The organism is Arthrobacter sp. ISL-65, from assembly GCF_018613795.1.
Taxonomy (GTDB): domain Bacteria; phylum Actinomycetota; class Actinomycetes; order Actinomycetales; family Micrococcaceae; genus Arthrobacter.
On the sequence record NZ_JAGGPN010000035.1, the window covers coordinates 1 to 24,522 of the forward strand.

General features: G+C 63.5%; 23 protein-coding genes and 1 pseudogene. 12 read left to right on the forward strand and 12 right to left on the reverse strand.

Annotated features, from left to right (window positions below; all coding sequences use genetic code 11):
• A pseudogene (locus J7I85_RS14875) lies at positions 1-570 on the forward strand (hypothetical protein); the annotation flags it as partial.
• 122 nt (positions 571-692) lie between these two features.
• The gene (locus J7I85_RS14880; protein WP_214853000.1) at positions 693-1,127 is read left to right on the forward strand and encodes a hypothetical protein; all 435 of its coding nucleotides are present in this window, start codon (positions 693-695) and stop codon (positions 1,125-1,127) included.
• Positions 1,128-1,183: 56 nt separating this feature from the next.
• Here J7I85_RS14880 and J7I85_RS14885 read toward each other — a convergent pair whose 3' ends face one another.
• Positions 1,184-3,427 carry a bifunctional polysaccharide deacetylase/glycosyltransferase family 2 protein gene (locus J7I85_RS14885; protein ID WP_251024387.1) on the reverse strand — a complete coding sequence of 748 codons (2,244 nt, stop codon included), beginning with the start codon at positions 3,425-3,427 and terminating at the stop codon, positions 1,184-1,186.
• Positions 3,428-3,935: 508 nt separating this feature from the next.
• Between J7I85_RS14885 and J7I85_RS14890 the strand changes: the two genes are divergently transcribed.
• Positions 3,936-5,024: a TRAP transporter substrate-binding protein gene (locus J7I85_RS14890; protein ID WP_214853005.1), complete on the forward strand. Its 1,089-nt coding sequence runs from the start codon at positions 3,936-3,938 to the stop codon at positions 5,022-5,024.
• 131 nt (positions 5,025-5,155) lie between these two features.
• Positions 5,156-6,157, forward strand: a complete 1,002-nt coding sequence (locus J7I85_RS14895; RefSeq protein WP_214853008.1) for a chitinase — start codon at positions 5,156-5,158, stop codon at positions 6,155-6,157.
• A gap of 25 nt (positions 6,158-6,182) precedes the next feature.
• Here J7I85_RS14895 and J7I85_RS14900 read toward each other — a convergent pair whose 3' ends face one another.
• From J7I85_RS14900 to J7I85_RS14920, 5 genes are all read right to left on the reverse strand, one after another.
• The gene (locus tag J7I85_RS14900) at positions 6,183-6,653 is read right to left on the reverse strand and encodes a sensor histidine kinase (protein WP_214853011.1); all 471 of its coding nucleotides are present in this window, start codon (positions 6,651-6,653) and stop codon (positions 6,183-6,185) included.
• Positions 6,654-6,797: 144 nt separating this feature from the next.
• Positions 6,798-7,763 (reverse strand): hypothetical protein, encoded by a 966-nt coding sequence (locus tag J7I85_RS14905; RefSeq protein WP_214853015.1) that lies wholly within the window; start codon positions 7,761-7,763, stop codon positions 6,798-6,800.
• A 284-nt stretch (positions 7,764-8,047) separates the two neighbouring features.
• Entirely contained in the window at positions 8,048-8,644 is a 597-nt protein-coding gene (locus J7I85_RS14910) for a hypothetical protein (protein ID WP_214853018.1), read from the reverse strand.
• Positions 8,645-9,594: 950 nt separating this feature from the next.
• Positions 9,595-11,835 carry a S8 family serine peptidase gene (locus J7I85_RS14915; protein WP_251024388.1) on the reverse strand — a complete coding sequence of 747 codons (2,241 nt, stop codon included), beginning with the start codon at positions 11,833-11,835 and terminating at the stop codon, positions 9,595-9,597.
• A 95-nt stretch (positions 11,836-11,930) separates the two neighbouring features.
• A complete protein-coding gene (locus J7I85_RS14920; protein ID WP_214853020.1) occupies positions 11,931-13,034 on the reverse strand; it encodes an acyltransferase in 1,104 nt (367 codons plus the stop codon).
• A gap of 277 nt (positions 13,035-13,311) precedes the next feature.
• On the opposite strand from J7I85_RS14920, the gene J7I85_RS14925 reads away from it, so the two are divergent.
• Both J7I85_RS14925 and J7I85_RS14930 read left to right on the forward strand, forming a co-directional pair.
• Positions 13,312-13,782: a hypothetical protein gene (locus tag J7I85_RS14925; RefSeq protein ID WP_214853022.1), complete on the forward strand. Its 471-nt coding sequence runs from the start codon at positions 13,312-13,314 to the stop codon at positions 13,780-13,782.
• Positions 13,783-14,071: 289 nt separating this feature from the next.
• Positions 14,072-15,631, forward strand: a complete 1,560-nt coding sequence (locus J7I85_RS14930; RefSeq protein WP_214853024.1) for a hypothetical protein — start codon at positions 14,072-14,074, stop codon at positions 15,629-15,631.
• 185 nt (positions 15,632-15,816) lie between these two features.
• Here the strand turns inward: J7I85_RS14930 and J7I85_RS14935 are convergent, their stop codons facing one another.
• Positions 15,817-16,110: an acyltransferase family protein gene (locus J7I85_RS14935; RefSeq protein ID WP_308159501.1), complete on the reverse strand. Its 294-nt coding sequence runs from the start codon at positions 16,108-16,110 to the stop codon at positions 15,817-15,819.
• Positions 16,111-16,271: 161 nt separating this feature from the next.
• Between J7I85_RS14935 and J7I85_RS14940 the strand changes: the two genes are divergently transcribed.
• Positions 16,272-16,472: a hypothetical protein gene (locus J7I85_RS14940; RefSeq protein ID WP_214853026.1), complete on the forward strand. Its 201-nt coding sequence runs from the start codon at positions 16,272-16,274 to the stop codon at positions 16,470-16,472.
• On the opposite strand, the gene J7I85_RS14945 is transcribed toward J7I85_RS14940, so the two are convergent.
• The 4 genes from J7I85_RS14945 to hisD all read right to left on the reverse strand — a co-directional run bounded on the left by J7I85_RS14945 (position 16,443) and on the right by hisD (position 20,168).
• Positions 16,443-17,210: an amino acid ABC transporter ATP-binding protein gene (locus tag J7I85_RS14945; protein WP_251024399.1), complete on the reverse strand. Its 768-nt coding sequence runs from the start codon at positions 17,208-17,210 to the stop codon at positions 16,443-16,445. The two genes, J7I85_RS14940 and J7I85_RS14945, sit on opposite strands and share 30 nt — an antisense overlap.
• Before the next feature lie 58 nt (positions 17,211-17,268).
• Positions 17,269-17,922, reverse strand: coding sequence for an amino acid ABC transporter permease (locus J7I85_RS14950; RefSeq protein ID WP_214853028.1), 654 nt, complete (start codon positions 17,920-17,922; stop codon positions 17,269-17,271).
• A gap of 86 nt (positions 17,923-18,008) precedes the next feature.
• On the reverse strand, positions 18,009-18,824 hold the full coding sequence (locus J7I85_RS14955; RefSeq protein WP_214853031.1) for an ABC transporter substrate-binding protein: 816 nt from the start codon (positions 18,822-18,824) through the stop codon (positions 18,009-18,011).
• 24 nt (positions 18,825-18,848) lie between these two features.
• Positions 18,849-20,168 carry a histidinol dehydrogenase gene (hisD, locus tag J7I85_RS14960; RefSeq protein ID WP_214853034.1) on the reverse strand — a complete coding sequence of 440 codons (1,320 nt, stop codon included), beginning with the start codon at positions 20,166-20,168 and terminating at the stop codon, positions 18,849-18,851.
• Between the two features lie 93 nt (positions 20,169-20,261).
• Between hisD and J7I85_RS14965 the strand changes: the two genes are divergently transcribed.
• The 5 genes from J7I85_RS14965 to J7I85_RS14985 all read left to right on the forward strand — a co-directional run bounded on the left by J7I85_RS14965 (position 20,262) and on the right by J7I85_RS14985 (position 24,256).
• Entirely contained in the window at positions 20,262-21,194 is a 933-nt protein-coding gene (locus J7I85_RS14965; RefSeq protein WP_214853037.1) for a LysR family transcriptional regulator, read from the forward strand.
• 723 nt (positions 21,195-21,917) lie between these two features.
• Positions 21,918-22,073: a hypothetical protein gene (locus J7I85_RS14970; RefSeq protein WP_214853039.1), complete on the forward strand. Its 156-nt coding sequence runs from the start codon at positions 21,918-21,920 to the stop codon at positions 22,071-22,073.
• 2 nt (positions 22,074-22,075) lie between these two features.
• Positions 22,076-22,696, forward strand: coding sequence for a hypothetical protein (locus J7I85_RS14975; protein WP_214853041.1), 621 nt, complete (start codon positions 22,076-22,078; stop codon positions 22,694-22,696).
• A 37-nt stretch (positions 22,697-22,733) separates the two neighbouring features.
• Positions 22,734-23,255 carry an ATP-binding protein gene (locus J7I85_RS14980; RefSeq protein ID WP_214853045.1) on the forward strand — a complete coding sequence of 174 codons (522 nt, stop codon included), beginning with the start codon at positions 22,734-22,736 and terminating at the stop codon, positions 23,253-23,255.
• A gap of 41 nt (positions 23,256-23,296) precedes the next feature.
• Complete coding sequence (locus J7I85_RS14985; protein ID WP_214853048.1) at positions 23,297-24,256, forward strand: hypothetical protein; 960 nt, start codon at positions 23,297-23,299, stop codon at positions 24,254-24,256.
• Positions 24,257-24,300: 44 nt separating this feature from the next.
• Here the strand turns inward: J7I85_RS14985 and J7I85_RS25550 are convergent, their stop codons facing one another.
• Positions 24,301-24,435, reverse strand: coding sequence for a hypothetical protein (locus J7I85_RS25550; RefSeq protein WP_285289590.1), 135 nt, complete (start codon positions 24,433-24,435; stop codon positions 24,301-24,303).
• Between the last annotated feature and the right edge of the window lie 87 nt (positions 24,436-24,522).

The window sequence follows — 24,522 nt, forward strand, 5'->3', positions numbered from 1 at the left end:
TGGATCCTCGGTTTCGCCCATAACAACGGCCTGTTACTCAAAATGCCCCGACGAGTGGTCTTCCCGGCGGGCCTGGTCCTCATGGTGCTTGGTCTATTCTGGGCGGCCGACCATCTAGATGACAACGGATGGGACCTCAACAACATCCCCCTTGCCCAGGCCCTGTGGTCCCTGGGCTTCTGTGCGATGCTGCTCCGGATCTCGCCGTCATGGCAGGCACTGCCTCGACGGATTCGGTTTCTGGACAAGCCAATCGCCCTCGTCAACAACAGGGCCATCACGATCTATCTATGGCACAACCTGCTGCTGGTGATCACGGTGGTCGTTATCAACCGGCTTTACGAAGTCGACGCGCTCGCCACAGCCATACCGTGGATTCTCGACAGCGAATGGACTCAGTTCATCGCGGTCTGGCTACTCCTGGCCATTGTGTTCCTAACCATAGGGTGGGTCGAAGACGTCGCCGCCCGGCGCTCTCCACAATTATGGCCAGCCGGCTCCCTTCACAGGCCGCCGGCCCATACCCGGAGCGTCGACAGTAGCCGGGGTGCCGAGGGAATCAGGACATGAGAGGTGGAACCGGGTTGAAGCAGCACGCAACCCTCCTGGCCATCACGGCCCTACTCTTGTCCGGCTGCACATCCCCGTCTCCGCAAGCAAAACCGACTCACCAACCCGTGGACCAACAGACGGTGAAACCAACCCCTCCGCACTCCCCGCGTTTGGCAGCCTCGGCCGATCAGTTGGCGGGCATCATTAGTGAAAACGAAAAAGCCTGGCGCGGCTACGAAGCGAACATCGGCTCATGCAACAAAGCCGCAGAAGGTCTCACACCTGACGACTACATCCAGGCCATGGGGTGCATCAAGAACGCGCAGGATGCTGCCAATCGGGCTAGGAGTGCCACCAGCGCGATCGTTGCGCTTGGGCCCCCGCCGCCAGAGCTCACGGTGCTGGTCACCGACACACTCAATGCCCTCGCACCACTAAGCAAGTCCAACGCGGCAGCCTCCTGTCAGGACGCGACTAGCGACCCCTGCGCCAAAGCCGTGGATCAAATTGACGAGGCAGCGTCCACACTCGTTGAAGTGCTGGACGGGTGGGCGCCCTATATACGGACCAAATAATGCAGCAGCCGTGAAGCCCAATGAAACATTGCACAAACTGGCAGTAGTTCCGTCTGTCATGCCGCGCTCGGAGATCGCTCCTGGCCTGACAACGACAAGGGGGAAACAGCGGCGGGCATTCCGCCTGGCTCGGTGGCTACGGACAGCAGGACACTGTCGGTGCGTTCTGGCCTGTACCAGCCGACGACTCGCCCTCGCAGGGCCTGAAGCGTCGCTCCAAAAATCACGTACGCACGGAGCGGTTCGTAGATCAGCCGGTAGATGGGGACGATGAGCAGGTGGCTGGGGTCTTCCCGGACCATAATTACAGCCACGGTCGAGATGATCATGTGGGTCCCCGCGACGATGACCGCAAAGATGGCGATAGCTTGCCATTCACCGTGGGCAAGATTGATGGCTGCGACAATGATCGTCATGGGCATGAACACCAGAGGAATGATTACTGAGAGAACGGCGTAGGGCAGGGTGAGGAGTCCCAGCGCCCCGTAGCGGGGATTGAATATCATTCCGCGGTGTTTGTAGATCGTCTGGATGTTGCCGTAGGTCCATCGAAGCCGCTGCTTGGCCAGTCCCGTCAGGGTCATCGGGGCTTCCGTCCAGGCGACCGCCTTGTTCTCCTGGACAATTCTGTAACCGAGCTGTTGCAGGGACAGCGTCAAGTCGGCGTCTTCGGCGAGCGTGTCGGTAGAATAGCCGCCTGCCTGGATGAGTGCTTCCCTTCTCCAGGCGGCACAAGCGCCTGGAACGATTGCGATCGCTCCCATGAGCCCCTCGGCCATGCGGGTGACGCAGATGCCGGAAAGGTATTCCAGGCTTTGCCAGGCAGTGATCAGGCTGCGCCTGTTGCCGACCTTGACGTGGCCGGCGACGGCGCCCAGCATTTTGTCGCCATTGCCAACACAGAAATGGCGTGCGAACATCCGGATGGTCTGCCGTTCGAAAAGGGTGTCGCCGTCCAACGTGACAACGACCTCGCCTCGGGAGTGAAAAATGCCGTTGTTGCTGGCCTCTGATTTGCCCCGGTTGGGCTGGTCCAGGACGCGCAGCTGTGGCCAGGTCCTGGCGTAGTCGTTGAGCACGGCGAGAGTGTTGTCGGTGGATCCGTCGTTGACAGCAACAACCTCGAAGCGGGGGTAGTCGCTGAACTGGAGGGCGGCGAGGGTCTTTTCTACTAAACGTTCCTCGTTGTACACGGGCAGCACCACGCTGACGAACGGCCAGTCCTGCTCGGGGATAGCGTCCCAGTGGCGACGTTTTTGACTGCGGTTGCTGATCAGTGCCAACACGACGTAAAGGAACGTCAGGACGGTCAGGGACCCGATACCGAACCAGAACAACCATGTGATCACTAGATTGGGAGCCACGAGGAAGCCCGCATAGAAGGTCAGGGTCACGTGATCGTCCACGCCGGGCGTGATCCGCTGCGGCACGTATTCACTCGGCAGTAGTGGCTGGAGGGTGGTAAAGGTGTAGCCCTGCGCCTTCGCCTGATATATCAGCGTCTTGACCATGTTGATCGTCGCGGTGCGGTCACCGCCCCCGTCGTGCAGGAGGACGACGTGTCCTTTGCCGTCGAGTTGAGGCGCAGGCACTGGTTCTCCCGGTGGGTGGTCCCAGTCCCGCGTGTCCAGGTCCATGTTGATGTGGAGGAAGCCCAGTTGCTGGGCCTGGAGGAGGGCCAGCGTGTTGTTTTCGGGGTCCCCTGTAGGGATGCGGAAGAGCCTGGTGGCGTAGTTATCAGTCGCGCGCAGGACTCGGTCGTTTCCAATTATTGCTTCCCGGTTATACGTGTCGTCGTGCGCCCAGAAATCGGAGTGGAACATGGTGTGGTTGCCAACCATATGGCCCTCCCGGATTATCCGTCTGAGGACGTCCGGATTCTTAACGATGTTGCTCCCGATCGTGAAGAACGTTGCCGGCACGCCTTCCTTCGAGAGCAGGTCCAGGAGTTCCGGGGTGAAACGTGCGTCGGGCCCGTCGTCGAAGGTCAGCATCAGCTGGCGGTCTGCAGGATGGCCGTAGCTGTCGATGACGTAAGGGTAATTCCCGATCAGCTCCTTTTCTTCAGCGTTTGCTTCCCGGTACACAGTGCCGCTAAAAGGATCTTTGAGCAGAACCTTGGCACCGCTGCGCTGGACGAGCGCTATCCGGTCGAAGACGAAATCCGCGTCGTCGCCCAGAGTCGGAATCTTATTCAGGTCCCCAGTGGCCAGGAGCTGACGCGGGTACTCGGGGGCCTGGTTCAGTTGCCCTCTCCACACCGGAGCCGTGGCACCTGGCAGGATCCAGACGACGGACAAAACGATAATTAAAAGCGCTCCCGCCACACTGCGGAGGATTCGTTGCCACCGTTTGCCGCTGGGATCGAAGAAAACTGGCGCGGAGGTATGAGGGGGTTTTGAACTCGGCTGTGACATGCGCGTACTCAACCCAACTAAGGAGTTCCGGTATGAGACTTCCGGTTTTTAAGTTCCAGTTGGGCCGCCCAGCCTCGGCCTAGGTACCGACTTCTATCGGCTTCTGCGTGATTCGAGCCTATGAATGCGGGGGCTGGGAGCGCACGAGTGGTGACTACTCGAATCCTGTACGTGCCTGGTACTTGCCTACGCAGCTTCCCTAAGTTCCCCGGACCGAGGACTGAGCCATTCGCCGTCGGACCGCCGTCGAATCTTAGCCTGCGAGTTTCCTGTCAGTTGTGGCGCCTTTCTTGGTGGGGTCCACGCTGAGGCGTATCTTTCGAAATAGAGACCATCCTCGTGCTTGACCCGGCGCGAAGCGGACGGCCTCGTTAGTCGGAAGAGGCAGAAGATGTCCCCTTGGCGTGGCGCGGCAGCGGCGGCGATTGTCGTCCTTCTCGGGTCGTCCGGATGCCAGGTGCCGCGACCTGTGCAGGGTGACCGGCAGGACCAGGATGAGGCGACAGTCCTGACCGTGGCGACGGCGGCAGGACCGGAAAGCCGCGCCGCCAGCCAAATTCAGGAGTTCGCTCGACACGTCACCACGCTGTCCTCCGCTGCCATCCGCATCGAGCCCGTATTGAAGGCTGCCGCTGACGAGGCAGACGCCTGGGATCAGGCGGTTGCGCAGTCGACCGAGGGCGGCGACTTCGACATGGCCCTTATTCCCACCCGGACTTGGGCGTCCGAAGGCATAACGTCCTTCGATGTGCTGTCCGCTCCGTTCCTGATCGCATCAGACGAACTCGTCAGCCGAGTGGTCGCACCGGATACCGCCGGTGGTATGTTGGACGACCTCAAGCAAATCGGAGTCACCGGGCTCGCGCTCTTTCCTGACGCGCAGCGGAGGCTGTTTTCCTTCGCCGGACCGGTTTTCACGCCGTCCGACCTGGCAGGGAAGGTGGTGCGCGCCCCCCGGTCCGCAACCACGTACGCAACGCTGACTTCATTGGGAGCCAGTCCCCGGGCTCTGACAGGAGACCTGTTCGTCGAAGCGTTGGCAAGTGGCACGGTGCAGGCGGCGGAATCCTCCTTCAGCCGGGCAAGATCCTATCCCAAAGGGTCAGTAACCACCGGCAACCTGCCGCTGTACCCAAAAATCAACACGCTCGTCATCAATACAGCAACTTACGGCCGCCTCACCGCTAATGAGCGACGAATCGTGCAGGAAGCAGCCTCGCAGACCCGGGAGACCGCAAAAGGAGCCATGCACACCGCAGACGAAGCCTCGGCCTACTGCCAGAACGGCGGAACGATCGTGAACGCCACGGAACAGCAGGTGGCGGCCTTCAGGGCTGCTGTGGGCCCCGTGTACGCCCAACTGGCAAGGGACCCCCAAGCGAAGGCGTTTATCGAAAGAGTCCGTACATTCACCGGAGCCTCCGAGCCGGACCCGATCCCCGAGTGCGGCCCAGGGAACGGTGCCCAGCCACTAAGATAGCCCCAACGTCCATGGACGGAGGCATATTGCGTCTAGCGACCGGATTGAAACTTCTCGCTGTGGGGGCAACCGCGGCTACCATGATTGTCCTTGCGCTCATACTGTCCGGCATCAGGGGTAGGGAACAGGATGTGAACCAGCCGAGTCCCAGCACCGAAGCGACCCCCGAGGAGAACACCGCTCCACGGTGGTTCGGAGCCTACTTCGATCTCACCCTCGATCCCGCCCGGCGGCTCGCCAATTGGCCCCAGCATGGCCAAGTCACCACCGTCCTTTCCTTTATCGTCGCCGATCCCGCCCACCCCTGCGAACCCTCCTGGGGCGGCCTCTACAGCCAGGAGCAAGCGAGCGAGAAGCTGGACCTGGACGGCCAGGTAGAGCGTCACCGCAAGGACGGCAACGACGTCGCCGTCTCCTTTGGAGGGCAACTCGGGGAGGAATTGTCCGGAGCATGTACCGACGCCCAAGCCCTGAGTAAGGCCTACGCCGCCGTCATCAACCGCTACGGGCTGGACGTCGTCGACCTTGACGTTGAAGGCGAGGCGCTGAACAATGCCGAGGCCGCGAAAAGGCGCGCCACCGCTTTTGCCCGGCTGCAGGACGGCCGGCAGCCCGGCAAACCCCTGAACGTCTGGCTCACGCTCCCGGTTTCCGCTGACGGCCTAACCTCCGAGGCAGAGTCAACGGTTGCAACCATGCTCGGCGCCGGAGTGGAGCTTGCCGGCGTCAATATCATGACGATGAACTTCGAGCCGCTCAACAGCGGACAAAGCATGCTGGACGTGTCCATCAGCGCTGCCGAGGCAACCCACCGCCAAATGACTGCCCTCTACGCGCGGGCAGGCCGGCACCTTGAACCCGCCCTGCTTTGGAAAAAGATCGGAATCACCCCCATGTTGGGCGACAACGATGTCAGCGGACAGGTACTCAGTCTGCAGGACGCTGAAGGATTAAACAGCTTTGCCTTGGAGCACGGCGTCGGGCGAATGTCCATGTGGTCCCTCAACCGCGACAGGGCCTGCACTCCTTCCGACAGGAAGGAATTGCCCTCCGCTGCCTCAGCAACGTGCAGCGGAGTCCAGCAGAAAAAAGGGATGTTCGCACAACTCCTGGGAAACGGATATGCCACGTAGCCAGGCCTACGTTTGGGTGCATTGGTCAGTCAAGCGGCAGCTGGACAGTAACACAGGTTCCCGTTTCCCTGCTTGATTCCACGTCCAGGTAGCCTCCTGCCCGGCCGATGACGCGGTGCAGTTTCCGAAGTCCGCCCTCCGCAGCTTCTTCGGAGAGCAGTCGCTTGCAGTGAAAGCCTATGCCGTCATCCTGGATGCGGAGCTGAATGGCGCCGGGTGCAACCTGCAGGAGGATTTTCACCTCTTGCGCCCGGGCATGAGCCATGATGTTGCGGAACAACTCATCCGTGGCCCTGTAAAGCAGGATGGCACTCCGTCTGTCGATCTCGGCCTCGGCATGCCCCACCTCGAGCGCAACCCTGAGTCCAGCCGACCGCATCCGGACTGCGAGTCGATCGATAACTCCTGCAAGGCCGAGGGCGTGGAAGTCGAACGGATGTGCGTCCACCAACCCGTCGGAGGCCACGAGCACTTTCACCGGATGGGAATCAATCATGGTGCTCACCGGTGGCCCGATGTTCAGAACTCACTGCTCCATCGTGACCGGTTTTCCTTGGAATTTCCTTGGGATGGCAGGCGTCATCCCACCCAACTTGGGGGATGGAACCGGAGAGCCACGCCGTCCCGCCCGTCCTGCCGGCTACTTCCTAAGGAGCGAGTTTCCGTATCCGGCGTCGCACCTGCCGTCGTGGATTACCCCTGCACCGGGTGCCACCACATAGTTGCTCGCCGGGTTGAAGACCGCCGTGTGGATGTCGGTCACGCGGCTGGCGCAGTTGTCTGCACCGTCGGCATCCACGCTCTGGCCACCGATCCACATGTCAATCCAGAGGGTGGAGTTCGTACCCTGAGCGTTCGTCCCCTGATGGCAGGGGCCATTCTCGGGATCGTTGCCGTCACCGCATGTGTCCTCGACGATGAAATAACGGCGAACATCCGGCAGGTAGATCCGCGTGCCGGCGGGGAAGTCGAGAACGTCCTTGCCGGTTGCCAGGGAGTGCCCTACCGCAATGGTGATCGGGTCAGCGTATGTGCCTGTTCCACCGGCGGTCCTGCGCAGCACCGGATGGCTGATTGACGCCGACCCTACCGGAGTGTTGTCGTGCCACGTGTAGGCCGTGGTGTAGGCCGTGTTGACAATCTTTTCGGAGGATGCCGGCTGGATGGGTGCAGGCGCCGGTTTGGGAACAACCGGCGCGACACGCTTCGGGGCGGCTGCCGGTGCCGTTACGGGCGTCTTTGCCGCGGCGCGCGCCGCTGTCTTCTTGGCTGCGGCAGCCGTAGCTGCGGCTACCTTCTCCGCGGCTACCTTTTCCGCCGCTGCATTCTGGGCTGCCGCCCCCTTGGCTACAGCCGTCCTAGCTGCAGCGTCGGACTTGGCCTTGGCGGCCGCCGTGGCCATGACCTTATTTGCCTTGGCCTTCTCGGCGGCGACCCTCTGCGATGTACCGACTTCGGGCCCGCTGCCGGAGCTAACCTCGACGCCGGTCTGCGCCAGGTCTGCAGGTTGTGGTGATGAGTTTGGGGCAATGGTCGCAGCCCCACACGCCGACGTGGCGAGCAGAACCGAGAGCATGGCAGCGGACAGCAGATATTTCCTGCGCATGGGAGCTAAATCCTCTTCGGGGGTGCGAAACGGGCAGTCCGACGAGAAACAAGTCCTGCCCGAAGTGGGTCACGGTCTGAAGCAAAGCGAGGCAATGCCACCTCGGGACTTACCACACGGAACGCAATTCAGAATGCTCCAAACGGCGTGTGCGCCAACCGGTGACCCAAACGTTACATTGTCAGGCAAGAAGAGGCCAATCCTCGGCGCGTCGCTCCCCGGGTTCGGCCCAATCCAGCGCCAACTTATGGCTGTCCTCACACGGATCGGTCTTCGGGCAGGTGCTACCCGGTCACCAGTTCGTCACCATAGCCCGTGTCGCACTTGCCGCCGTGGATCACTCCCCCTCCCGAGACCACCGCATAGTCGGAACGCGGGTTGAAAACAGCAGTCCGCACCCCTGTTACTTTCCTAGCGCAGCGCCGGGCAGACGCCTTGCTTCCGCCCTCGCCACCGATCCACAAATCGATCCAGATTGAGGCCCCGCTGTGGTCCTCCGCCCCGGAGTGGCAGGGCCCATCCTCCGGTGTGGGTCCGTCACCGCATGTGTCTTCGACTATGAAATATCGCCGAACGTTCGGAACATATATCCGCGTTCCGGCTGGAACGTCGAGGACATCTTTCCCCGTCTCCAAAGAGTGCCCGACGGCGATGGTGACGGGATCCGAGTATGTTCCGGTTCCACCGGCTGCGCGATGCAATACGGGGTGACTGATGTCCGGGGAACCCGCGGGCGTGTTGTCGAACCAGGTGTACGCCGTCATGTACACGTCAGGAACAACTTTCTCGTCCGGCGGCTGCGGCGGCGGCGTACCGACGCAAGCGGAGGCCAGCAAGACCAGCGAAAATAACCCCGGAGCCAGCACGAATATTTTCCGCATTCGGCATCTGCCTCTTCCACCAGTCCTGTGGGCCCAACGTGAACGTTACAGTTGCCGCCCAGACCGCGCTACACACGGCCGAGGTTTAACTGGCTGTTCAGACGAACCGGCCGAACTCCTCCAGTTTCGGTCATCACGACGGCGGCGGCGGTCACCCCGGCGGAGCTGAAGTCGTATTCCTACAGCGCGTGATGGGAGTCCGGCCGCTGTCGAAAGACCGAAGCGGTCTCCGCAGGCGCGCGGAGACCGCTTCCTTTATTGATTCCGCGGGAACGGTGGTGAGATCGGCACCGCGAAACCAAACCTTCCATGCCACGCGCCCAGTCCTCGTTTTGAAGAGCAATGGCCGCGAGCGAGGACAATAGCGTGCACGGCGGGCTAACTGAAACTTGGAGTGCCCGTGGTTCCGACATCTAGCGCGGATAATCTGGAGACGGGGTGGCCCGACATAATACAACGAAGCAACGTATCCGCACGCCGTAGGTTTGGATTATTCATGCTTTTGATCTGAGTCTGGCCGCACTACCGCGTGCAGCATGGCGTGTAAAGAAGAGTGGGCGCGGATTGTATTGCTTGTTCGTCCGCGCAGAGGCTCCAATCTGGCCTTACCGCGATTGTGCCCCTGTGACTAGTGGACTACGGGATCTACCTACCCTAAGGCAACAATCAACTAGGAGGCGCCCTCTATGAGTACTCGTTTTTTAGCCTCTCCCGCTACTTGATCGCTCAGGTGCCCGCTGACCAGCCGATATGCCCGTCACTAGGTAGAACAAGGCGGCAAATGCGTTGAGCCATGAACGGAACCGGAGGTAATACACCTCGCCCCAGGATCCCGGGCCACAGCTGTACGTTCGCGCTGCCCGGTGGGGCAACAACTATACGTACGCGCAAGACTTGATAGAGCGTTCGTCAAGATGCGGCAGGTGCTGGTAGAATGTCCGGTCCGAGGGTTAGTTCCAGCCGGCCCCCACGACGGTCCGGCCCAGGAACCCGCCGGTCCCGCTGCCCCGGTAAAGCCAGAGGGTCCCGTTGGTGTCCACGGCCAGGATGTCGGTCTTGGCGTCGCCGCTGTAGTCGCCCCGGCCGGCGATGGCGGTCATGGCGTTCCAGCCTGCGCCCGGCTTCGTCCGGGGGAACCAGCCGCCGCGGCCGTTGCCGGGATAGAGCCAGAGGGTGCCTGACGCGTCGCGGGCCAAGACGTCTGCTTTCCGGTCACCGTTGAAGTCGCCGGGGCCGACGACGGCGGTCATGACGTTCCAGCCGGAGCCTGCCTTCGTCTTGGCGAGCCAGCCGCCGCGGCCGTTGCCCGGGTACAGCCACAGTTCACCGGCCTTGTCGCGGGCCAGGACATCGGCTTTCCCGTCCCCATTGAGGTCCCCCGGACCGACGATCGCGGTGAAGGACTGCCAGCCGGAACCCACCTTGGCCCGGGGCAGCCAGCCGCCGCGGCCGTTGCCCGGGTACAGCCACAGTTCGCCGGCCCCGTCCCGGGCCAGAATGTCAGTCCGCCGGTCGCCATTGAAATCGCCAGGGGCAATGATCGAGGTGAAGACATTCCAGCCGGAGCCCACCTGCTGGCGCGCCAGCCAGCCGCCGCGGCCGTTGCCGGGGTAGAGCCACAGGAACCCGGAATTCTCGCGGGCCAGGACGTCGGCCCTGCCGTCGCCGGTGAAGTCCCCGGCGGCAATCACCGTACTGAAGTGAAGCACGGCGGCGGCGGCGTCCAGGAGCCCGGCACCGCAACCCTGCGGGCAGCCGCCGGTGATGGGCCGTGCGGTCCGCTGGAGGCGGGTGACGACGGCGGCCGGTGTCGCCGTCGGCCCCATCTGGGCCATGAGAAGTGCTGCCGCAGCCGACACGTGCGGTGCAGCGAAAGAGGTTCCTTCGGCCCAGTAATAGTTTGTGCCTGGCGTGTCCGTTGCCGTTGTCTCGCCGTCGTTTTCCGTGGACAGAATGCCATTGGGATCACCGCTACTTGGATCAGTAGCGGAAGTCGGCCTCATGTCACCGCCGGGGGCGGTGATGTCGACGCCTGGCCCGAAGTTTGAGTAGGGCGCCAGAGCTCCCGTTCGGCCGCTGGCAGCGACGCTGACGACGTTCCGGCAGTTTGCAGGGTTGGCGTCGGAGGCCTGGGTCATCTCGTTGCCGGCCGCCGCCACAACCACCGATCCCCTGGCCGTGGCGGTGTCGATGGCCTCTTGGAAAGTTTGCGGGCACACTCCGGGGCCGCCCAGGCTCAGATTGATCACCCGGGCAGGATTGAGGTTCAACGGCGCGTCGCCGACAGGGGCTCCGGACGCCCAAAGAATGGCGTCGGCAATGTCTGACACCGGACCACCGCACGGCCCGAGCACACGCACCGGGAGGATTTTGGCTCCGGGTGCTGCACCTGCCATGCCCACTCCGTTTCGGGTGGCGGCAGCGATAATGCCGGCCACGTGGGTGCCATGCCACGAGGAGAAGGGCACGCCCGGAACTCCAACGCTGCACTGGTTATCGGCTGACCAGTCACCCGGGTCGGCGGCGTCGGCGTCGCGGCCATCGTTGTCGCCGGATCTAGCTGGATCAGTGAGCATGTCGTAGCCGTCCAGCACGTTCGCGTCCAGGTCAACGTGGCTGGTTATGCCGGTGTCGACGACGGCCACCACCTGCCCGGCGCCCTGGGTGACGTCCCAGGCCCGGGTGGCCCTGATGCCGCCGGTATTCAAGGAGAGGTTCCACTGGTCGTTGTACGCCGGATCATTTGGATTAGCGGCTTTCGCCTGCAGCTTCACGTCCGGCTCAGCGTAGGCGACTGCGGGGTCCGCCCGCAGTGAGGCGAGCAACTTGTCGGCATCGCCGTCGCCAAATTCCTTGCTGGTGCGCACCACACGGGCTCCGCTGGCCGTGGCGCGGACCTCCTTGGCGGTGGCCCCAAGCTTGGCGGCGGCCCGGCTGACGGACTGTGCACGTAGTGCAGAACCGGACCGGGCAGGGTCCTTGAATTTCACGATGAACTGGTCCGTGGGCGGCGTGGCCACCGAGGGCCGGCGCGGCACGGACGCAAACGAGTGGGCCGGCGTCGGGGTTACTGGGTCATCGGCGGCCAATGCGGGGGGCGCGATGACGGCAGTGGCCACAAGGGCGGCGATGCCGGCAGACGTCATGAGGGCAGAGAAGCGTGTTCGGCGCATGACAAACATCGAGACCATCCTGTCCGGCGTCCTTCAGGCGCTGCCGCCGGGACGCAATCATGGGACGCGGCCCCCGCCGCGTTCAGGACGAGTCTAGCCCTTGTGCCCTTGTGTTACTTGGCCGCCAGGACCTTCTCGGGCTCCGATGTATCGGCGACGGGGCCGCCGCCAGAGCCCCTGTTCCTGAGCCTGGCCTCTACGGGACGCTCAAAGAAGGTGTAGGCGGCGCCGGCAAGCGGGATGGACACAGCAATTCCGACGACGGCGAACATGACGCGCTCGGCAAGGCTCGCCGGGCCGAGTTCCAGGGCTGTCCGCAGTACGAGCTCGTGGACCAGGTAGAGGGCGAACGACCATTCGCCCAGTTTCACCATCGCAGGGGCGCTGGCGAACGTGGGGCGCCCCCCGCAGCGGTCACGGTCCGCAAAGGCCGCAATCAGGAGGGCGAAGCCGGGAATGCAGAGCGCGCCCGCCAGCGGCCCGGCAGTATGCCATGGCGCGATGCCGTCGACGACTTCGAGAATCAGGACGGAACTGATGGCGGCGGCAGCACCGACGGCCACGCCGAACCTGGGCTTCCAGCCTTTCCTCATGGCGATGGCCAGGCACACACCTACAACGAACTCCGCGACCCTGAACGCCGGGAACGTGTAGAACAGGGCTCCCCAGTCGAAGCCGGGGACGAACGCGAGCAGGACGGACACGAGAGCAACCGCGGCAACGAAAACCGTGGCGCTGATGCGAAAGAGCTTCCCCGGTTCAAGGCGTGAAAGCCGTACGGCGAGGAACGGGAACACCGCATAGAAGAATGCTTCGCAGGACAGCGACCAGGACACCCCGTTGTAGGCGTAGACCCACTGCTGGTCCCCGAGCCAGCCCTGCACAAGGAGAAGCGAGGCCAAAAGCTGGGGAACGGACTGGTCCCCTTGGGTGACGAAAACCAGGACGACGGCGGCCAGCGCCGTAAGCGCGTGCAGGGGCCAGATCCGGGCGAACCGGCGCCAGTAGAACTGCCGCTTGGACGTGCCCGGCTTCATGGACCAGGCGAGCACGAACCCGGACAGCAGGAAGAAGAACGTCACACCGGTCTGCCCCATGGACACCAGCGGGTATATCTCGGGCACCAGCGTAACTGACGCGTGATAGAGGACCACCAGCATGGCGGCTATGAACCGCAGTCCTGTCAGTGAATCCAGCCGGGTGCGCGAAAAATTCATCCTTTACTCCATGTACGACGGCAATGAACGGACCAGTCTACCGGCGGAAAGATAGCACCGCATTTCACCAGAGCCGGAGGAACTGCGTCAATCCTTCGGCAACATTGAGCCCTCGCAGGGGTCTTCGACCCGCTTCCTTGGGGGAAGTAGTTTCTTGATGAAACCTTGAGCGCCTCTTGGTTGCCACTTGATTTTCAAGCGAAATGCTCTACCTATCAAAGACCGGACAGGCGCCGCGGAAGCGGGCGACAGAGCCGCAACAAACTTAGGGGAGACCATGGCAAAGATCGCAGGACGCAAGAAGCGCATCATCGTTACCACCGCAGTACTGGCGGCCATCAGTGGCGGCGCCGCCTTCGCATACTGGAGCGCAACGGGTACCGGCGTCGGCGAGGCAAAAACTGCCGCCGACAGTGTTCCGTTTACCTTTGTGAGTCAGGCAGCCACGGGCGGACCCCTTTCTCCGGGAGGCACTCAGCAGACCGTAGCTTTCGCGGTGACCAACCCGGGCACAGGCGTACAGTACCTGGCCGATGTCGAAGTGACGGTCGACGAAGATTGGTCCGTGGGTACAACCCTCCCGTGCACGGCCGCTGATTTCACAGTCGGCCCGGTCGTTGTCACCAAGGGGTCCATCAATGCGGGCGCGAGTGTTAACGGCACCGTGAAGGTCACTATGAACAACTCTGCCACCAACCAGGACAACTGCAAGGGAGTGACGGTACCGCTGGTATTTTCCGCGAGCTGAAGGCGAAACGGGCTGACGTACCTGGTCAGTAGCTCAGCTCTGACACTCCCCTGGTAGACCAACTTTCCGCCCACTTCGTGTTCAGAAGGTAGACATGCCAGCCACCAGCACCAGCTCCGCCAAGGCCCCTCGGGCGCCTCAGGCGGGGCTGGTGCTGCTTAAGCGTTCGGCAATTCGTTTCGCAGCTGTCGTCGCTTCGCTTCTGATGGCGGCGTTGGTGGGCGCTCCTGGCGCATCTGCCTTCTGGAGGTCCGTCGGGCTGGGAGCCGGAAGCGCCATAACCGCGTCCTTGGCTGCACCCACCGGCGTAACAGTTCCCTCCACAAGCCTGGGTGCCGTGCCGGTGGGCTGGACGGCGTCCGCCGGATCGATAACGCCAACGGGCTACTACGTCACCCGAGTCACGGGCAGCACCACGGCGTCGGCGTGCGGCAGCAGCCCGGCAGCCCTGCTGGCAGCTACGTCGTGCACGGACAACGCGGTACCCATCGGCACTCATACCTATGTAGTCACGGCTGTTTACCGGTCCTGGACGGCCGTCAGCGCGGCCAGCGGCAACGTCACAGTGGTGGTGCCGGCAAGCAACCAGCTCGCGTTCGGCCAGGGACCGAGCAATGCAACCGCCGGAGCGGCCATAAGCCCAGCGGTAACCGTGAGGGTGCAGTCCCTGGGGCTCGTTCCGGTTGCGAACGTTCCAGTGACGCTTTCCCTCGGGAACAATCCGGGGTTGGGTACGCTCTCCGGAACGGCGACGGCTTCCACCAATCTGCTCGGAGTGGCCACGTTTTCGAACCTGTCCATCGAAAAAGCCGGAATGGGGTACACGCTCACGGCGTCCTCACCCGGCCTGACGTCCGTTGGCAGCGGGTCCTTCAACATCACGCCAGCGGCAGCGAAGACTCTTCAAATCACCACGGCACCTACCTCGGGGGTAGCCTCGGCGTCGACGAATCTCGGCCCAATCTCGGTGCAGCGGCTGGACGCCTATGGCAACCTGGCTACGGCCGGTGATCTCGCCGTCGGGCTCTCATCCAGCGCAGCCGGAACCGGTGCGTTTTCCGCAACGGCCGGCGGACCGGCAGTCACCACGGTGACCATCCCAAGCGGGTCATCAGCTGTTTCCTTCCGCTATGGGGACACCAAAGCCGGGACACCCACCCTCACTGCCAGCAGCACGGGGCTGACCTCCGCCTCCCAGGCGGCAACCATCACCGCCGGCGCAGCCACGAAGCTCGCTGTGATCAGCGCGCCGGTGACGGGAGCAGCGTCCGCGTCCGCCACCCTCGGACCCATCACGGTTCAGCGGCAGGACGCCTTTGGGAACCAGACGACGTCGGGTTCCACCACGCTGCTTCTGTCTTCCAGCTCCGGGACGTCAATCTTCGCCATCACCTCCGCAGGTGCCAACGTGACCCAGGCGACCATAGCTGCGGGCTCCTCGGTGACATCCTTCTACTACGGTGACACCAAGGCAGGATCCCCCACGTTGACCTTCAGCGCCACCGGTCTCACCTCCGTGACGCAAACGTCAAACGTGACTGAATCGCCGTCGTTCCGACTCAAGTTTGTTGGCCAGCCAGCCACGTCAGTCGACAAGAATTTCCCGTTCAGTCCCTCAGTTTCAGTCGAGGTCGTTGACCAGTTCGACAACCGCGTCGACAGCACGGCATCCATAACAATCGCGACAGTCGCTCCTTGCCAGATCAAGGGGACAGCAGTCCAGACGGCCGTCGCCGGCCTGGCGACCTTTGCGGACCTGCAGCCTCAGGGTGCCGGCTCAAACTGTGCACTTAACGCAACCAGCGGAACGCTTACGGCAGCCAACAGCTCTGTGTATTCGGCCAAGTAGGACGTGGCCCTGGGCAGGCGCTCTGCGCTTTAGATCGGGCGCGGCTGCCGCTCGTGGATGAACGACGACGGCGGCCACCATAGTCAGTTGGCGCGGCAGCGATGCCCACTCCGAACCTAGGCCGCCAGCCGTTCCGCATGGCGATGGCCAGGCACGGCACGCACTCCACAACGAACTCCGCGATCCTAAACGCGGGGGAACGTGTAGACCCAGTGTGGGTCGGCGAACCTGCCCTGGACGAGGAGAAGCGAGGCAAGGAGCCGGGGAACGGACTGGTCCCCCTGGGCAGAGAGGGACAGGACGACGGCGGCCAGTGCCGTGAGCGCGTGCAGCGGCCAGATCCGGGCGAAGCGGCGCCAGTAGAACTGCCGTTTTGAGGTGCTGGGATTCATGGACCAGGCGAGCACGAACCCTGACAGCAGGAAGAAGAATGTCACGCCGGCCTGTCCCATGGACACGAGCGGGTACGTCTCGGGCACCAGCTTCTACCCGCGGGACAAGCGAGGCTGCCCAACTGTTCCTACGCTAATCGTGCCCAATTCGTGCTTCCTCGCTGCGGGTAGCCGCCGCAGACCTTGATCCGGTCATCGCACCATTGGCTGCAGACAGCCAACCAGCAACGATAGCGAAGGATCCGAAAGTGGCAACGAAAGCAGAGAAAAAGGACTACCGCTACTGCGATTTCTACTGCTTCATGTCGCTGGCGGACTTCAGCGCCTACGTGGCCAGTGACGACGACGGTGAACATGGCTTTTCAATCAGCGGCCGCAACGAGGATGCTCTCTTGTTGATTTTTCCGGGAGCAAGAACCCTAGCTGGGCAGGATGCCCGACCGGCTTAGCAACGCCCTGGTCTTCGGATGCTGCGGTACGGTGAAGATCCGGCTGGGCGGCCCCTCCTCCACAATCACCCCCTGGTCCATCACAACGATCTTGTCGGCGATGTCCCGGGCGAACTGCATCTCGTGGGTCACGATGACCATGGTGGTCCCCTGCTGGGCGATTTTCTTGATCACCGCCAGAACCTCGCCAACCAGTTCCGGGTCCAACGCGGACGTGGGCTCGTCGAAGAGCATGACGCTCGGTTCCATAGCGAAGGCCCGGGCGATGGCAACCCGCTGTTTCTGCCCGCCGGAGAGCTTGCTGGGATAGTTCTCCATCTTGTCGCCCAGCCCCACCATCTCCAGGTTAGGCACGGCAATGTCGCGGGCCTCGGTGGCAGAAAGTTTCTTCACGTCCCGCAGCGGCGCCATTACATTGCCCAGGGCTGTTTTATTGAGGAACAAATTGAAGTGCTGGAACACGAACCCGATGTCGGTGCGCTTCTGCGCGGTAATGGAGGCCTTCTCGGCTATGAGTTCGCCGCCGCGCTCCTCATAGCCGATCAGGTGTCCGTTGACGTAGATACGCCCGGCGTCGATGGTCTCAAGTTTGTTGATGCAGCGCAGTAGGGTGCTTTTGCCGGATCCGCTGGAGCCTAGGATGGCTATGGTTTCGCCGCGGTGGACTTCCAGGTCCACGCCCTTGAGAACTTCCACCCTCTTTTCCACGTGGGGACGGCCTGCCAGCCTGCTCCACAGAGACCTCTTCGTTTCGGAGATGAAGGTTTTATGGACATCGCGGACCTCGATGATGGTCTCAGCCACTGGACCGTGCCTTTCGTTCAAGCACTACCACGACGCGCGAGAGTGGGAGGCTGATAATCAGATATAGAACCGCCGCGGCGGTATAGATGGCCGTAGTCTGGAAAGTCTGGCTGTTCAGGATGTTGGCGGTCTTCAGGATCTCGGTCACGGCGATCACCGATGTCAGGGCGGTGTCCTTGATCATGGCAATGAAGTAGTTGCCGATCGGTCCCATGGAGACCACAAAAGACTGCGGGATCACCACTTTCCACAGAGTCTTCGAGGGGGTGTAGCCAAGGGACAGTGCGGCTTCGGTCTGGCCGTGTTCCACCGACAGGATGGCGGAGCGGAAGACTTCTGAGAGATAAGCGGCGTAGTTCAGCCCCAGCCCCAGGATGCCGGCCGGTACCGGTTCGATTTCGACGCCGATGCTGGGCAGCACGAAGAAGATGTAAACCAGCTGCACCAGCAGCGGCGTTCCCCGGATCACCTCAAGGTAGAACGTGGCGATGCCGCGGAGGATTTTGATCGAGGAAATACGTGCCAAGGCGATCAGCAGGCCAAGGACCAGTGCCAGCGCCATGGCCCCGAGGGCAAGTTGAACGACGACGGGCACGGCCACCAGAAGCGCCGGAAACACGGCGAACGTGTTGTTGATGAAGTCCATTAAGGAATTCCTAAGTCAGAGTCGGGCAGGGCCGGAGCCGCCGCGGCAGTAAAGCACATGACTGCCGGCCCTGCGGAGATCTGGATCTACTTGACCATGTTGGCTTCACCAAGGCCGTATTTCTTGAGGATCTCAAGGTATTTGGGCGATTTCTTAAGGTCAGCCAGGCCGGAATTCAGGTCGTCAAGCAGTTGCTTGTCGTCTTTCCGCACACCCGCTCCAATGATGCCCGGGTAGAAGGGCTTGTAGGGTTGGACCAGCTTCAGCTTGGGGTTGGGCTTCTGCACGAGGCTGTAACCGATTACTGCGCTGTCCGTGAAGACGGCGTCAACCTGCTTGTTTTCCACCGCTGCGAGCAGGGCTGCCTGCGAGTCGAAGAGTTTCACCTGGCTCCCGCCAAGGCTGTCCACCAGCTCTTTGAACACGGTGCCGGTCTGGGCACCGAGCACCTTGCCTTTGACATCGTCACGGGAGGCTAGGGTCGAACCGGCCGGAACCACCATAGCCTCGCCCTCGGTGTACCAGGGATCCGTGAAGTTGATCTGCTTCTTCCGGTCGTCGGTGATGTACATGGCGTCCACGATGGCGTCGGCCTTCTTGGCGTTGAGCGCCGCGATCAGCGTGGCGAATTCAGAGGTGAAGACCTTGATCTTCCAGCCCTTCGCGTCCGCGATGGCCTTGATCATGTCGCCGTCGATGCCCTTAAGTTCGCCGGACGCCTGGTCTGTGAAAGAGAAGGGCGCGTCGTTGGACGTTGCGATGGTGATCGTCTTCTGTTGGGCCCCGCCGGCGTTGCCGCCCCCGCCTCCGCCTGAGCCGCACCCCGTCATGGCCAGGGCCACAACCAGGCCCATCGGCACCAGGGCGGCGAACCGCGTGCGCAGCATTTTTCTGTTCATCATGAGTGCCTTCTGTAGTGATGGGTGCTATCGGTTGAAGCGGTCGAGCCGCAGCGTGGCGGTGGCCTTGTGGGCTTCCATGCCTTCAAATGCGGAAATCGTGGCCACATAGTTGGCCAGGCGCGGGGTTGCGTCCTTTTCGATCCGCTGGAAGGTCAGGGGTTTGAGGAACCGGGACACCGAGAGGCCCGCTGCGGACTTGGCCACGCCTCCTGTGGGGAGGACATGGTTGGTGCCTGACGTGCCCTTGTCAGAGTAGGCAACGGTGGACCAGGGACCCAGGAATATGGAGCCGTAGTTCTGGAGGTTCGCGTGGTAGTAGGAATCATCCGAGGTCTGGATCTCCAGGTGCTCCGGGGCCAGCAGGTCCATGATCTGCACCGCCGTCTCCCGGTCTTCCGCCACATAGACGGTGCCGTAGTCCCGCCAGGCCGCACCGGCGATGTCGCGCGTGTCCAGTGTCCGCAGCTGTTTGTTGATGTGCCGGATGACCTCCTCGCCCAATTCGTGTGAGGTTGTCACGAGGGACGCCGGCGACTGCGGGCCGTGTTCAGCCTGGCCGAGGAGGTCCGCTGCCACGATTTCCGGATCGGCCGTTTCATCGGCGATCACGGCCACTTCGGACGGACCGGCGAGGAGGTCGATCCCGACGCGCCCGAACAGCTGCCGCTTGGCCTCGGTCACGTAAGCGTTACCTGCGCCAACCAGAATGTCCGCAGGCTGTTCGCCGAGGAGGCCGAAGGCCATGGCGGCCATCGCCTGGACCCCGCCGAGGGCGAACGCCCGGTCAACCCCGGCCAGGTATGCGGCGTACAGCACGGCAGCGTGGCCGCCGTCGGGCCCAGTGGGCGGAGTGCAGGCCACCACGTTCTGGACACCGGCGGCCTTGGCAACGCCAACGGTCATGAAGGCGCTGGCCAGAATGGGGAACCGGCCCGCCGGCAGGTAGGCCCCGACGCGGGCAACGGGAACGTACTTCTGCCCGGTGAACACCCCCGGCAGGAGTTCGACTTCGAAGTCTGTGAGATGTTCGCGCTGCTCAACGGCAAACAGCCTGGTCCGCTCGGCACTGGCCATGAGTGCCTCGCGCAGCCCTGGGGAGAGCGAATCACCCGTCCTGGCCAGTTCATCGCCGCTGATCTCCAGGTTCTTGCCCTGCCAGCCGTCGAGCTGCCGTGAGTATTTGACGACGGCGTCCATCCCGTTTTTCTCGATGTCGCCGAGCATTGTCGATACCGTCTCAATAACCTCGGGGAGCCGCTGGGCGGGAGCGCCCCCGACGGCGGCGCTTTTCAGGGTGACGAAGTTTCCAGTGATGTGAGCCCTGTCACGCTCTACTAGCTGCATGGCCTAAAACGTACGGTCTTGCGGGCCATCGCACAACCGGACCTCAACATGTGCGTGCCATAGGGTTTCCCTATGGGACGGTAGGCTGGTGACATGACCCTCACGCAACTCAGGGCTTTTCTCGCCGCCTACGAACTCGGCTCCTTTACTGCCGCTGCACGAAAGTTGGAAACAAGCCAGGCGTCCGTCTCGGAACTCATCAGCAGACTGGAACAGGAGCTCAACCACAGTCTCTTCACGCGCGGCGGGCGGCGGCTCATTCCCACCACGATCGCCGTTGAGCTCCAGGTCCATGCGCTGCAGTCCGTGACGTCTTTTGACAACGGAGTGGAGGCGCTGAAGTCCATGTCATCACTGGAAGGGGGCGTCTGCACCTTCGGCGTCCTGCGGTACGGAGCCCACTACGGCCTTGCCGACCTCGTGCAGCGGTTTCACCGGCGCTATCCCAAGGTGAAAGTCCGCCTGGTGGGGCTGAACTCCGTTGCTGTGGCCGAATCTGTAGCATCGGGCGAAGTTGAGGCTGGACTCATCGTGCTCCCGGTTGTGGAAACGGGCCTGCAGGTCAGACCGCTGTTCCGGGACGAGGTTTATTACATCTCAGCCACGCGGGACCCTTCACGCGGCCCCATGACCATGGAGGAACTGGCGGAGTCAAAGCTGGTGCTCTACGACGCCTTCGCGGGCTGGCGCGACCCCACCCGCCGGCAAATCCTGGAGCGCGCCCGGCTCAAAGGGCTGAAGATTGACCCTGCGATCGAAGTTGAGCACGTGGACACCGCGCTGGAGCTGGTGGCCACCGGGGCAGCTGATACCTTTGCTCCGCAGGCGATCGTCAACGGTCCGGGATTCCCCAAAACCATCAAAGCGGTCCCTTTTGCTGAACCCTTGTACGACACGGTTGCCCTGATCCAGCGGGAGGCCGCATATATTTCCCCGTCAACACGCAAAATGGCGCAGATGGCCGAGCGGACGCTGCTGGCCAAGGTGGCGCCCGAGCAGAATGTCCGGCGGCAGATCCGAAGCTGAACCGGCCAATCGGCAACAGCCGCAGGATCCCCTCATCACGCTGTGGGTCACGCCAGGAGCAGCAGGGAGCCCAACGGCCCCCCATAACTGCCGTTGGAATCCCTGCTGCTTCTGAAGGCTAGCCGGTCCGCTTCAATGCGGTCATCCCGGTGTCGGCTTAACAGCGGAATATGTCACCGGAAGTGGGACACCGCGGAGCTTTATGACGCGTGGCCGGATTCTGCACGAACCTGATGACGACCACGAGGCGGTGCGGATCGGATTCGCCGCCTCGGCCGCCCGCGACGCCCAAAGCAGCCCGGCCCCAGTCGCCGTCGTGGGCATGGCGCCCACCGTCGAAGCCTTCCTGGAAGCCGGACGGGGCATTTGCGACGTCGTTGCCCTGGATATGTCGCTCGCGGACGGCACGCGCCCCGTGGACAACGCGGCGCAACTGACGGCGGCCGGCTACAAAGTCCTCGTCTTCACCATGGGCGACAACGTGGCAAGCCTGCAGGAAGCCCTCGCCAACGGAGCTGTGGGCGTCTCGCTCAAGTCGGAGCCCATCGCGGAAACGTTCGCCAAGCTGCGCCGCATCGCCGCCGGAGAAACCATCGACAGCCAGGAGCTCGCCGCCGCCATCGAAGTGGACAGCGAATTCGTCGCAGCAAACCTGTCCGACCGCGAGCGCGAATGCCTGGCCCTCTACGCCGACGGCCTGGGCAGTACTAGGTGGCCCGCCGCATGGGGGTGGCGGAAAGCACCGTCAAGAAGAACATCGACCGGGTCCGGGAGAAGTACGAGGCAGCGGGACGTCCCGCTGGCACGAAAATCGATCTGTACCGCAGGGCAGTGGAGGACGGCATCCTGCCTCCGCTTCTTCCGCTGCGGAAGCGCTGACCGTGCCAGCCCAGAACCGAGCCGGAGTCTCCGCCAGGCGCACGCACCGGCTGATGGCCCGGGGCATCGCCGCCTTCGCGCTCCTGCTGCTGCTCCAGGCCAGCGGCGCAGTGATCGCACAGTCGGCCCACGCCGCCGGCTGGTGGAAGGTGCTTTTCCTCTGGGGCTTCCTGGCGCTGCTGGCTGCGTTCACCGCGGCGTCCGTCAGGGGGAAGGGCTTGGTGTGGATGGCCAAAGCCCTGGCCTTCCTGATCCTTTCGGGGATGGCGCTCTGGCCAGTGGCGGTTCCGGCTGCCGTTCCGGAGGGCTTCGGCACGCCGTGGCTGTGGGCCATGATCAACGTCGGCGCCGCGATGTGCGCGTACGGGGCCGGTGCCCGCGCAGGGTGCGCCTACGCCGTCGTCATCGGTGCAGTGTTTGTCATCGTGCGGACCGCGCCGCAGGGCGGCTCCGCTCCCCTGCTGGTGGCGCTGGAAGACGCCCTGTTCGCCACGGTGCTTGGCCTCATCATCAGCGTAAGCATCAGCATTCTCCGCCATGCGGCGGAAAGAGCTGACGCCGCGGCCGAGGACGCCATCACCCGCTACCGGGAGGCGGCCGCGGCAACGGCGCTCAGCAATTGAGAGGCTGCGGCTGGACGGACTGCCGCACGACTGCGTGATGACCGCCCTGCTCACCGCCGCCCGTGCCGGGTCGCCGGAGGAACGGACGGCAAGCGCCGGCCTCGCCCGCAGCACGCTGGAGCGGCTGGACGAGCAGGGAACCGGACAGTCTGAAGCCGAGCCTGCCACAGTCACCGAGGGGCCAGGCGCGGATCCGTTCGCGGCCGACGGCGGCCCTCACGTTCCGGAGGTGACAGTCACCTGTGATTCGGCGGAGCACCTTCTTCTGCCGGCCGACGCTGTCCGTGCAGTTGTCGAGGCCGCCTCCGCGGCGGTCAACAACTCCCGCCGGCACTCCGGGGCGGGCCGCTGCGGCGTCCACCTTGCCGGGCGCCGCAGCGGGCGGACCGCGCGCGTCACCGTCACCGTCCGTGACACCGGGCGTGGGTTTGATCCCGGGTTGGTCCCCGACCGGCGGCTGGGGATCCGGGTGTCCAACGCCTGGCGGATGGAGACTGTGGGCGGATCCGCCGCCATCACGTCCGCCCCGGGTGCCGGCACGGAAGTGCGGCTGGAGTAGGAAGGGGGCGCGGCACGATCCGGCAAATCTCCACCGGGACAATGATCATCCTGTGCTCGGTGTTCGTGGCCGTCCAGATCTGCCTCGGGCTGCTGAGCCTGGACCTGGTGACCGCCGCGTGGCCGGTGCTGCTGGCCATGCCCATCTATGTCGCGGCCGTCGCGGTGGTCCTGTTCCCCCGCCCGGGACGGCTTCCGCGGGGCCCGGCCATCGCGGCGTTGGCCGCGGCGGCCGCCATAACTGTTCTCGTAAGCAGCGTGCTTCCCTGGGACATCTGCCCGGGATATGCGGCCTGGCACCTGTCGGCGAGCTACACGCTGCTGGTGGTGGTCAACATCCGCGGCCGGGTTCTGCTCTCGTGGATCGGCGTGGTGCTGTCCGCACTGCTCGTCACTGTGTGGACCTCGGGGACCACTATGGGGCTGGTGGGCGGGCTGATGCTGAACATCGCCACCGTCGGCTGGGTTCTCGTGAGCACCGGAATCGGGCACCTGCTGCGCATGAACGACCGCAAGGTGGCCCAGTACAGCAGCGACGCCCGTGCCGCGGCCGACTGGCACGCCGCCGAACAGGCCCTGAACGTTGCCCGGACCCAGTGGCTGGAGCACGTGCGGATGGTTGCTGGGCCGGCGCTGGCACCGATTTCTGACCCTGCCCACACGGTCACCGAGGAAGAACGCCGGGAGTTGCAGCTCATCGAAGCACGGTTCCGTGACGAGATCCGCGGGCGGGTCCTCGCCACCGAGGAGGTCCTCGAGGCGGCCCGCAGGGCGCGGGAACGCGGCGTGACCGTGCAGATTCTGGATGACAGCCCGCGAGACTTCGAACCGCGGACGCTTGCGGCCGTCTCCCAGAAGGTGGCAAGCGTGCTCGACGAGGCGCGGACCGGCACGGTCACGGCGAGGGCCAGGCCGCAGGGCGGTCGGTTGGCTGTGACGATAGTCGCGTCCAGCGCGGAAGCGCCAGACGGGCCCATGCTCGTTGAGTTCCCGGAGCGGTAACCAACCGCCGGGTCGCATCGCATTCCAGCGGATGCCGGACACTGTCAGCGCGTGAGTGCCAGCCAGACGACGGCCGCCGTCACCGCGGCCAGACTTCCCAGTCCTGCGTAGGAAAGGGCCTGCAGCTGGCGCTTCCGCGCCTGACGCTGCTGAAAACGGTCAAGATTCGAGTTCCCCATGGGCCCGACGCTAAGTGGGACTCCTTGGATTTAGCTTGGGGCGGACGGTCCCGGCGCGCTACTTGCAAGGCTGAGTCAGAAACCTGC